This is a genomic window from Vallitalea sediminicola (genome assembly GCF_054408565.1).
This window is the reverse complement of the sequence record NZ_BTPT01000004.1, coordinates 181,640-193,167: the sequence shown is the minus strand read 5'-3', so window position 1 is coordinate 193,167 and position 11,528 is coordinate 181,640. Positions and strand designations below refer to the sequence as shown.

The 11,528-nt window shown below is 31.3% G+C and carries 9 protein-coding genes; 1 reads left to right on the top strand and 8 read right to left on the bottom strand.

Annotation, left to right across the window (positions count from 1 at the left end):
* Positions 1-561 precede the first annotated feature (561 nt).
* Positions 562-1,251 (top strand): helix-turn-helix transcriptional regulator, encoded by a 690-nt coding sequence (locus ACX6CF_RS02245; protein WP_458783668.1) that lies wholly within the window; start codon positions 562-564, stop codon positions 1,249-1,251.
* Positions 1,252-1,458: 207 nt separating this feature from the next.
* On the opposite strand, the gene ACX6CF_RS02240 is transcribed toward ACX6CF_RS02245, so the two are convergent.
* The 8 genes from ACX6CF_RS02240 to ACX6CF_RS02205 all read right to left on the bottom strand — a co-directional run bounded on the left by ACX6CF_RS02240 (position 1,459) and on the right by ACX6CF_RS02205 (position 11,475).
* Entirely contained in the window at positions 1,459-1,902 is a 444-nt protein-coding gene (locus ACX6CF_RS02240; protein ID WP_458783667.1) for a 2-thiouracil desulfurase family protein, read from the bottom strand.
* Between the two features lie 75 nt (positions 1,903-1,977).
* A complete protein-coding gene (locus ACX6CF_RS02235; RefSeq protein WP_458783666.1) occupies positions 1,978-2,850 on the bottom strand; it encodes a methionyl aminopeptidase in 873 nt (290 codons plus the stop codon).
* A 23-nt stretch (positions 2,851-2,873) separates the two neighbouring features.
* Positions 2,874-3,554: a DUF5680 domain-containing protein gene (locus ACX6CF_RS02230; protein ID WP_458783665.1), complete on the bottom strand. Its 681-nt coding sequence runs from the start codon at positions 3,552-3,554 to the stop codon at positions 2,874-2,876.
* 229 nt (positions 3,555-3,783) lie between these two features.
* The gene (locus ACX6CF_RS02225; protein ID WP_458783664.1) at positions 3,784-5,325 is read right to left on the bottom strand and encodes a MutS-related protein; all 1,542 of its coding nucleotides are present in this window, start codon (positions 5,323-5,325) and stop codon (positions 3,784-3,786) included.
* 116 nt (positions 5,326-5,441) lie between these two features.
* The gene (locus tag ACX6CF_RS02220) at positions 5,442-7,754 is read right to left on the bottom strand and encodes a glycoside hydrolase family 31 protein (protein ID WP_458783663.1); all 2,313 of its coding nucleotides are present in this window, start codon (positions 7,752-7,754) and stop codon (positions 5,442-5,444) included.
* Positions 7,755-7,787: 33 nt separating this feature from the next.
* Positions 7,788-8,669, bottom strand: coding sequence for a carbohydrate ABC transporter permease (locus ACX6CF_RS02215; protein WP_458783662.1), 882 nt, complete (start codon positions 8,667-8,669; stop codon positions 7,788-7,790).
* A gap of 16 nt (positions 8,670-8,685) precedes the next feature.
* The gene (locus tag ACX6CF_RS02210; protein ID WP_458783661.1) at positions 8,686-9,612 is read right to left on the bottom strand and encodes an ABC transporter permease; all 927 of its coding nucleotides are present in this window, start codon (positions 9,610-9,612) and stop codon (positions 8,686-8,688) included.
* A gap of 108 nt (positions 9,613-9,720) precedes the next feature.
* Complete coding sequence (locus tag ACX6CF_RS02205; protein WP_458783660.1) at positions 9,721-11,475, bottom strand: extracellular solute-binding protein; 1,755 nt, start codon at positions 11,473-11,475, stop codon at positions 9,721-9,723.
* Between the last annotated feature and the right edge of the window lie 53 nt (positions 11,476-11,528).

The window sequence follows — 11,528 nt, the reverse complement described above, 5'->3', positions numbered from 1 at the left end:
TATGCAACTGTCAAAGACCCGGGAAGTTGCCCTGAGACAAAGATCAGTCCAGCCCCTGCCGTTCCTTGAGAATATGGACCTATAGCCTTTGGAGCATTATTTGTAGCAATTATTTCTTTCATTTATTTACCTCCCTATACCAAAAATGTATTTCATGTTTTTTATCATGATAATATTATTTTATCACCGCTATAATTTTTAGTCAACGAATTTAATAATTTTTTATCATTATTAACACTTATATAATGATTTTTTATCTCATTGCATTTTTTTTATTATTATGATAATCTATTTTATATATCAATAACTCAACTTTCCCACTTCAATAATCTATGCAGGTAAGCTAATTAAAAGGCTTTGCAGAATAAAAATATAGGTGTTTCTTCTATCTTTTTAATCTGCGAACCAAATCTATAACCCTTAATTTACCTGCATTAAATTAAAGGTGGGAAAGTTGAGTAAATAAGATTAATAACCAATAGGTATTTTGATGATTTAATCTATATAAGTATTTGTTGATAATTATAACAAAGCTCCAAAATATTTAAAGTAGGTGAAATTATGGATAAGAATACATTAAGACAATATACTAGTCTCGTAAATTTCTTAGGTGAAACTCTAGGTCCTGATTACGAAGTTGCATTACATGATATACAATCAGATTCAAAGTCTATTGTTGCCATAGCTAACGGTCATATTAGCGGAAGAAGTGTGGGTGCACCAATGACCAACTTAGGGCTTGAGATCATAGCAAATAAAGAATATATGAGTAATGATTATAAAATAAATTATAATGGTGTTTCTAAAGATCAGCGATTATTACGTTCCTCTACATTTTTTATAAAAAATGATAGTGAAGAACTTATTGGTATGCTGTGCATTAATTTTGATGATAGTAGATATACAGAAATCAGTGATAAAATATTACAACTGTGTCATCCAGATAAATTGATTGAACAAAATAGCAGGTATAATTCAGTTGATTCTATGGTAGAGGATAGCTCAGAGACATTTTCTGAATCTATTGAAGAAGTGACTGATACTGTTTTAAATAAAGTCCTTATGGATACTAATATCCCTGTAGATCGTCTAACTCAAGAGGAAAGATTACAAATAGTAGCTATTCTAGACCAAAAGGGTGTTTTTATGCTAAAAGGTGCAGTTAGTACAGTTGCTAATAAATTATCTTGTTCAGAACCTAGTATATATAGGTATCTTGCTAAGATAAACAAGAAAAATAATTCTATCTAAGTGTAATTATAAATTATTAACTCAACTTTCCCACTTCAATATTCTATGCAGGTAAGCTAATTAAAAGGTTTTGCGCAATAAAAATATAGGTGTTTCTTCTATCTTTTTATTCTGCGAACCAAACCTATAACCCTTAATTACCTGCATTAAATTAAAGGTGGGAAAGTTGAGTTATTAAAAACTCTAGTTACAATATTATCTGTAGTATTACTCTTGAAATTTATCTATATCTGATTCAGTAAATATTCTAATATTATTCTTAGTTAATAGTTCAGCAGTTAACCCTTCACCTTTTATACGTTTACCTGAAAATGTTCCATCATAAATCAGTCCATATCCACATGAGGGACTTCTTGACTGTAGGATTGCTTCACTAATATCTCTAGTTCTACAGATTTCTAATGTCTTGACTGCACCTTTTTTATACTCCTCAGTGAAATCTTTACCATCTGTACTCATTACCTTTTTATTTCCATCATCATCTATAATAATTTCACAACAAGCTCTAGGAATTGGTAATTTAGCCAATTGCTCTGGACAAACAGCAATAGCTTTACCTTCCTTCACCATCTTTTTTATAGTCTCATTCTCGGTATTTCCACCATCATATCTACAATTAATACCCGCCAAACAAGCACTTACCAAGTACATAAATGTCATCTCCTATTTTATATTCATTATAATATTATTAAATATTATCAGATTATAAAACATATTGCAATATAGTTACTTGGATATTATCTCTACACCATCTTCCGTCACAAGAATAGTATGTTCCCATTGTGCAGAAAGCGATCCATCAGCTGTTAATACAGTCCAACCATCAGCTTCATCTATAAATATTTCATTGCTTCCACTATTTATCATAGGTTCAATTGTAAATACCATACCTGGTACTAACACCATACCAGTTCCTTTTTTCCCTACATGAGATACAAAAGGTTCTTCATGAATATCTAATCCAACACCATGACCTCCAAACTCTCTAACTACCGAATATCCATTGCTTTCCGCATGATTTTGTACTGCTTCAGCTATATCCCCTAAAAAGCTCTTCCAAGGTTTTACTTCCTCTATTCCTTTTTTCAAACACTCTCTTGCTACATCAACAATTTTCTTAGCCTCTTCACTTACCTTACCAATTTCAAACATTCTAGATGCATCAGCGAAGTATCCATTAAGTATAGTGGTTGAATCCACATTAATGATATCTCCTTTTATTAAAATTCTGTCTTTGTCGGGTATACCATGACAAACCACATCATTAATTGACGTACAAATGCTTTTGGGGAAACCATCGTAATTCAGTGTCGCAGGTATCCCTCCATGAGATGCTATATAATCATTAGCTAATATATCTATTTCTTCCGTACTCATACCTTCTCTTATATTCTCACCAATCAAATCCAATAGACCATTATTAATTTTAGCACTTTCTCTTATCCCAATAATTTGTTCTTTGTTTTTAATCAAATCCCTTGTAGGAACTTCATAACCTTGCTCAGCCAATTTTTCAAGTTTTTCATCAAAATTCATATGGCACCTTTTATATTTCAATCCACTGCCACACCAACATTTATCATTTCTATTTAAAATCATATATATTCTCCACCTTGTATAATCTATTTGATATATCCACCATTAAAAACACATTCATATATTTTAATATCATTAAAAAATATCTCTTCATACCCTTGAAACCATTGGAATTCTCCATTAACGATACAATGGTATTTATATTGACCATTTTGATATACCATTGGTCCACGATATGGATGTTCTTTAGTAACTAACGCTAGTGCCTCTTTCAAGAAACCTTCTGAAAAGCCTTCACCAATTATTCTTCCATTATAATTCATTCCCCAAATTGGATTATCATCTTTCCTTAATAATTCTTCTCCTAAGAATTGCTCTCTACCATGATATTTATTGATATATTTAAAATCCCCTTCAGAATATTGCATATCATATGCATTATTCACGGAATTTTTATCTTCAATACTTTTGTCTTTATGTATAGATTTTTTTGCTCTACATAAAACTTGAATTATATCCTCGTTATTATAATCTTGCTTATTATCTGCTATACACAAACGGCAATTTTCATCATAATCATTTACTAATTTATCAATACTTACCTTAAAAAGTTCACTCAATAAAATTAATCTAGCAAGATCCGGATATGACTGTCCAACTTCCCATTTTGCAACTGCTTGCCTTGAAATCCCAATCATCTCAGCTAATTTTTCTTGTGATAATCCTTTTTCTTTCCTCAATTTCTGTAATTGTTTTTGAAAACTCATAGTCCTCACCTCTTATACAAACATTATACTAATAAAATGAAAATATTTCTACCAATCAAACATAACATTTTGACAACCAACAGTTGCTTTTACTCTTTTATCAATTCATTTGCTAATCTATATATAACATTACCACCTTACTGGGCGCACCAAAAAAGAGGTCTTTCACCGTTACAAGCGAAAGACCCCCTTTGAATTACTTTATATAAACTTAGACACCTTAAACTCTTTATAACTCCATAATTTCTATACGCTGATTAATCTTATCAACCAAATCACCTGGATACTTAATAAACTCAAGTATCTTAATTGCATTACGTGTAGAAGTAATTCCTTCATGGATTTTGTAATCAAATTCCAGTGAATCCTTAGTTACATTTTCTGTGAAATAATAAAATGCATAATCATTCAATTCAGGTAGAATCTGCAAATCATGAGTTGCCACTAATGTCTTAGTATTAGCTGTAGCTAATAGGTTTAATATTTCCATAGATGCTGCAAGACGTTCCAATGGATTAGTTCCTTTGAATATCTCATCTATAAGTATTAACAATGGGCTGTCATCATTACATGAATCAACCATTCGTTTAATCGCTTCTGCCTCCATTAAGAAATAACTTTTACCTTGTAAAATATCATCATTAAGACTTATTGAGGTAACCAGTCTATAAAACTTAGAGCTATGTTCCTTGGATAAACTAGTACAGATACTTTGAGCGAACAACGAGTTAAGTCCAACAGTTCTAAGGAAAGTTGATTTACCACTCATGTTAGAACCAGTAATAGCTATTGATGACTCAATATTGATTGTATTAGCTATTGGTTTCTCCAACAATGGATGATACATATCAATTATATTGATATCATCGTATTCACTGCTCATATCAGGTTCACAATAATATTTTAGATCCCTGCGAAACCTATCAATACTTAATCCAGCATCTAAATCCCCAACATTATTATATAATCTGACTAGCTCTTTTTTATTCTTGTTAATCAACTTGGATACTCTTAAAAAATTAATCTCTTTAATCAAAAATAGTATGTTAATATAATCACCGATAACATCTAATCCTTCAACCTTAAATATAGCAGAACCTTTTTTACTTATCTTGGATAACTTGGAATTAAGTTCTTTTAACCTGTCAGCCAAATCTGGTGATACTTCTTCTACTAATTTACAATTTTTTCTACTAAATGCAAGAATCTTAATTATATAACCTATAACCTGTAATTGCGCATTATACGTCATAGAAAATCTAAAATGAATTATGATACTAGCTGCCATAGTTATAATGAACAAAGGTAATGCAGTAAAATTCATTGTAATCAATGAAACAGCAAGTATCCCCACATTAAATATTACTAATAGCATCATAGAAATAAGCAAAAAATTATTTATTAAAAAACCTTTATTAATGGTTTCTCTAAAATCAAAGTCGCAATATTTAATCCTTGATAAAGCAAGTCTTAGATTATTTGATACCATTCTATCTTTTTTAAAGCTGTTAATATGATTCTTACGCTTGTTGAAATCATCTTTATTGTCAGCTGGATTTCTCAACCAGCAATATAGTTTTTCTTCTCCAGCTGTTGTAACAGTATGATTGATATTAGCAAAAACATTATCCATATCAAGGTCTTGCCAAGTAACTTCATCAATTTGAACTTTTGACTCTTTATAATATTTATTCATTGAACTTAATAGTTTGAAATCAATTTCTTTGAACTTCTTTTTCCTTATAAAATCTTTATTGCCTCCAAATAACATCTTTATCATCCTCAAGTTCTCTAGTGTAGTATAATTTAATTACTGTAAATACTATCAGATTATAAAATATTTTGCAACATAAGGATAATAAAAATATACGCCTCATTACTATGATTTCAATATTTTACTATATTGAAATTATATTTTTTATTGTTTTCACTAATGTATTCGACTGTATTATCCTCAACAATTACCTTAACACAATCTTTATCGTTATATATGGTAAATTCATGTTGTTGATTATCTTCAACACCTTTTGTGTACATATCCAACTCAATATTTTCCCAATCTATATCTTTAGTACATTGACTTACAGCAACTCTAGGTATTATACTTTCATCTTTAACAAATATAAGTATTGGTAAGCTGGTATTTTTAGCATTAATCCATCTGCCGCCTTGGAATCTATTGTTAGTTCCATACTGCACCCAATCTCCTGTAGGAAGATAAACTTCTCTATCCTCACGATTAGGTTCAAAAATAGGAGCTACCAATAAGTTTTCACCGAAAAAGTATTCATCCTCAATCAGCCAAGCTGTCCTATCTTCTGGATATTCAAAAAATAATGTTCGCATCATTGGATATCCATTCATAGAACTTTTCACAGCTTCTGTATATATATAAGGCATCAACTGATATTTTAATTCAACTGATTCTCTAAAAACATCAACAAATTCATTACTATACTCCCATGGCTCTTTTGGAGGTTCGCCATGACATCTACTATGAGAAGTCAACATTCCAAAAGGCATCCATCTAGAATATAGTTCTTCTGGACTTTTACGAACAAAGCCTCCTATATCATGACTCCAGAATGTAAATCCGCACAAACCTAAGGATAATCCTGCTCTTAATGATGCAGCCATAGAGCTATCAGTATTCTCTGCATCACCGCCCCAATGTAATGGATATCTTTGACTACCGCTCCAAGCACTTCTTGCCCATATTATAGATTCATTATTTACTTCCTTAGTTATTTCTGATACTGCTTTATTGTATCTTAGAGGATATAAGTTGTGTTCATAATGGCCACTTTTACCAGAAGCATATCTTCCGAAAATAGGTGCAGCTTCACCAAAATCAGCTTTTATTGCTCCTACTCCCATTTCTAGTAATTTGCTAAGTAGATTCTGATACCATTTCACCGCATCCTCATTGCTAAAATCAATAATGGCATCTTCTGTTGGCAGTTCATTGTCTTCTGATAATACTACATAACCTTTTTCTATGGCTTCTGTATACAACTTGTTGTGAGGTGTAAAATAAGGTAACTGCCATAAACTTATGTGGAATCCTGATTTCTTCAGGTCATCTATCATTTTCTTAGGATCATCAAATCTACTTTTTGAAAATTCATAATCGCAACGCCAGTCTTTTTCAAACCATCCTGTATCAATATGAATTACATCACAAGGAATTTTATTTCCTCTTAGTTTATCTGCTACTTGCCTGACCTCATTTTCTGCTTTATATGTAATCCTACTCATCCATAGTCCAAAAGACCACAAAGGTGGAACTTCACTTCTTCCAGTTAATGCAGTATACTCAGATACTACTTCCTTAGGATTACCTACAAAAATAAATAAATCAACAGTATTATCACTTACATATGTCGTCAAAGTATCATCATACAGTGAACCAAAATCAAAGCTCATTGGTGTTGATGTATTAACGAACATTCCATACCCTTTGGAACTAATATAAAATGGAATAGGTTTGTACATATCCTTTGTCTGAGCTCCATTAGCATCTATTGTACATAGAGGGATATATTGTCCTCTTTTGTTAAGTCTAGTAAAAGATTCTCCACATCCATAGATTTTTTCATCATAAGCCAGGCTAAAAGATGCTGCCATCATTTTCTTGAAATCACTGGAACGTCTAACAATAGAAAAAGGTATTGGTTCATTATTTTTCAAGCAATAACTATCTCCAAAAGTACGAGATTGTGTTATGAGATTATTTTCACTATCATATATAAAAATCCTGAAAGGATTATATTCCAAAACAACTTTACCATATTTACTTGAATATATTATTTTTTCATTACTCTCTTCAAGTTCCCAATTATATTTTTTTGGTTCTTCTACTAACATCAAAGACTTTTCTTCATTATTAATTTTATTTCCTAGATTAAATTTCAATCTTATGGTTCTGTCTGAAACAAATGAAATAGAAAAAGGATAACATGGGTTTTCGTCATATTCTGGTGGAAATTCCCATATAGGTGTTTTTTCATAACTCAAAGCTATATTATTAAAAGCCATTCTTGGTTTATTACTGTAACGGTTCCATTTAATATTTCCTGTTTGACTATCTTTATCAAAATCATTTACTTCTGCTGCGTTGAATACCATATCATTATTTCCAGAGAATAATTCTCTTATATCAATAGACTTATTAAGCAAATCACTTTTAGTATGTATCATAATATCACCCTTCATAATTAATTTAACTATAATTTACCCCTTTACAGAGCCAATGACAAGACCTTTTACAAAATATTTTTGTACAAAAGGATAAACACATAATATAGGTATGATAGCTATCACTAGCTGAGCCGCTGTAAAATTCTTATCAGAAAGCATTTTTACATACTCTATATCTGAAGCTGTTATCTTGCCTTCTGCAAAAGAAGGTAATAACATCTGTCTTAAATATGTTTGTAATGGAAATTTTGCTTGATCATTAAGATATATCATTCCCATGAACCACTCATTCCAATGACCTACTGCCTCAAATAAAGTCAATGTCGCAATACCAGGTTTTGACAGTGGCAGAAATATTTTAAATAAAATATTGAAATGACCCGCTCCATCTATCATTGCCGCTTCCGATAAACTCTTTGGAAGAGAACGATAGAAATTCATCATTAGTATAATAGAAAATATAGGTACCGCCCCTGGCCATATCAAAGACCAAAATGAATTAAGAAGACCTACATCCCTAACAACTAAATAAGTAGGAATTAGACCGCCCTTAAATAGCATTGGGAATACTAAGAGCCATACTAAAAATGTTCTACCTTTTAATTGATTGGATTCTTTTGACAAAGGGTATGCGGTTACACATATTATAAACATGTTCACACCGACACCAACTAAAACTCTTCCAATAGATACAAAAAAAGCACGTATGAAATCCCCCGATGATAATACTCTTTCATAAGCTAATGTATGAAATCCTACTGGCCATAATGTAACCAAATTAGCTGAAGTTGCTGCTTTATTACTAAAAGACACTGCTATTATATGAATTATAGGTACTAGACAAGATAATGCTAATAACCCTAAAAATATATAATTAAACCCATCAAATGCTTTTGACCCAACTGATCTTTTCAATCTCTTCACCTCTTTACTAGAAAATTCTATAATCCGCAAATTTATATGCTAATGTATATGAAATACCTATCATTACAAATGATACAACTGATTTAAATAGCCCTACAGCAGTAGACAAACTGAATTGTGCACTTTCAAGTCCTACCCTGTATACGAATGTATCTATTATATCTCCAGTTTCATAAACTACTTCGTTATACATAATCAATATCTGATCAAAGCCTGCATTCAATATATTACCGATACTAAGAGTTGCAAGTAATATAATCGTAGGCAGAATCCCTGGCAAGGTAATATGTAATGCTTGTTTAAAACGGTTAGCTCCATCCATTCTAGATGATTCATATAATTGAGGATCTATACCTGTCATAGCCGCTAGATAGATGATTGCACCATACCCGAAACTCTTCCATACATCTGTCAAAATCATTGTTCCTCTAAAATATCTATTATCACCTAAAAACATGATGCTTTCATGACCAAATAGATTGATGATCTGATTAATCAAACCATCAGCGGATAGTAAATCAACGAATATACCACCAATAATAACCCAAGATAGAAAATATGGGAGATAAACAATAGTCTGAACGGTCTTTTTATATTTCCTATTTTTAATTTCGTTCAATAACAGTGCAAATACTATTGAGAATAGTGTCCCTATTAGAATTTTACCAACAGCCATCATCAAAGTATTACTTAATATTTCTTTGAAATCCGGCATTTCAAAAACATATTTAAACCATTTCAATCCAACAAATGGTGAACCTAAGAATCCATTAACAGGTTGATAATCTTGAAAAGCTATAGAAACACCATACATAGGATAATAAGAAAAGATTAAAAGTAAAATTCCTGCAGGTATGAGCATTATGTATAAGGACCAATTTTGTTTTATATTCCATTTGGTCTTTACTTTATATATTGATTGTTTTTTTATCACCTTTTATATACCTCCTTCAGCAAGTTATTAATTCAACAATTCATAATATTTCGTCTTTTATCCATAGAATTGTTGTAAAAGGGCTGTTGAGACAGCCCTTTTAGCTTGCTATTTATTCTTATACCATTGGTTAACTTCTTTTGTTATCTGTTCTCCACCTGCTTTGTACCATTCATCAATAAATTCATCAAATGCAGATAAAGGTTTTTCCCCAATAATTATTTTTGTAAATGTTTCTGATTGAAGTTTTTCTAGGTATGTATTCTTGTCAACCATTGTTTTTGTTGGTGCACTTTGGAACTCATTAAGTTTTATTATATCTTGTTCCAACACTTGTTGATATAAATCCAGATTGCCTACATGGGTATCCATCATAGTTGGATATTGTCTGAAGTTATCCATGTAATCACGATAAGCATCCATATCAAGTTGATCAAGAGTATCATTTTTATAAGCATCTGCCATTCTTAAATATTTATCAAATAGTTCCATTGGATAATGGTTGTATTTGAATCCATAGAAAGTATGAACAGGATTACCAGGATAAGTATTAAAAAATACATCTGGTCCTTCAACAGAATATTCCCAAATCTGTTCTTCAGGGTCTGCATCTGGATTAATGGGATCTTTTGCTTCTTCATATGGATATTTGAATTCATAATCATACTCGTTTTTCATTAAATCTCTTAATTCCTTATTGTCTCTATACTGTGAGTCCAAATGTTCATTCAACATATATATAAGCGCTTCTGGATTTTCACAATTAGAACTGATGGCACGACCATAATTAAAATAACCATTATCTATATCATGCATTACACTTGCTTTTCCATTTGGTCCTTTTAATGGTGGAACAGGTACCATGTATGAATCTGGTGCATTAGTCATTAAATCAGGGAATGGCCAAAAAACATACCACCAATTACCATATATAGCCATACCATTACCTGCTACAAATGATTCCATATTTTTTGTATCATCCTTAACGAAAAACTCTTTATCTATATATCCTTTTTCATACCAGTCTCTCAAAATTTGCAAACCTTCTTTTACTTCAGGCTGTACACTACCAAAAACCAATTCACCTTTATCATCTTTAACCCATTTATCAGGATATGCTCCATACGCTTCCATAATAGGCTGTATGTTATATACATAAGGTAGACCGTCATTATATTTAGCTTTATAAGAAGATAGAATATCTTCAAATGCTTCAAGAGTATCTGGAATATCTTTTCCTAGATCATCTAGAATATCTTTTCTTAACCACATATTTTTCCAGTTAGCAGCAAATAAGTCATCGGCTTCTGGAAAAGCATAATAATTACCATCTTTTGAGAACATTGAGAAGAAGTTTCCACCAAGCTGGTCTTGGAATTGTTGAATCATATACTTAGTAAGAGGTGAACCATATTCTTCTATCAAATCATTCAAAGGTAAAATCATCCCCGAATCAATTAGGTTAGAACAAACATCCCCTGCTTCTACACTAATGATGTCTGGAATATCATTACTCACAATGGCTAAATTCAATTTCTGATTATCTGTTTCTAAATCTGGAACAAGCCATTTACGCTCATATTTTATTCCTAATTGTTCCTGGGCCCATTTTTCATATTGTCCATAATCTTTATCATTCTTCTTATTTCTATGCCCTGTCAATGTTATGGCAGGTTCATATTTATGAAACCATTTATCTGGACCTTCTTCAACAGTATCAGATTCTTCTGAATCTCCCTTATCTTGATTTACAGAACTATTATCAACAACTTCTTTTTTAGTATCATCCTTTTTACTACATCCGGAAAATACTAATCCTGTTGCCATGATTAAAACAACTAATAAGCTAATCGTTCTTTTCATCTTCTATCTCCTCCTTAAAATTTATATTACACTTTTAATTTATAGTAATTTTG

Excerpts from the sequence above, each read along its gene's own strand:
- ACX6CF_RS02235 (WP_458783666.1), bottom strand. The coding sequence starts at position 2,850 with ATGATTTTAAATAGAAATGATAAATGTTGGTGTGGCAGTGGATTGAAA.
- ACX6CF_RS02205 (WP_458783660.1), bottom strand. The coding sequence starts at position 11,475 with ATGAAAAGAACGATTAGCTTATTAGTTGTTTTAATCATGGCAACAGGA.
- ACX6CF_RS02240 (WP_458783667.1), bottom strand. The coding sequence starts at position 1,902 with ATGTACTTGGTAAGTGCTTGTTTGGCGGGTATTAATTGTAGATATGAT.
- ACX6CF_RS02245 (WP_458783668.1), top strand. The coding sequence starts at position 562 with ATGGATAAGAATACATTAAGACAATATACTAGTCTCGTAAATTTCTTA.
- ACX6CF_RS02220 (WP_458783663.1), bottom strand. The coding sequence starts at position 7,754 with ATGATACATACTAAAAGTGATTTGCTTAATAAGTCTATTGATATAAGA.
- ACX6CF_RS02230 (WP_458783665.1), bottom strand. The coding sequence starts at position 3,554 with ATGAGTTTTCAAAAACAATTACAGAAATTGAGGAAAGAAAAAGGATTA.
- ACX6CF_RS02225 (WP_458783664.1), bottom strand. The coding sequence starts at position 5,325 with ATGTTATTTGGAGGCAATAAAGATTTTATAAGGAAAAAGAAGTTCAAA.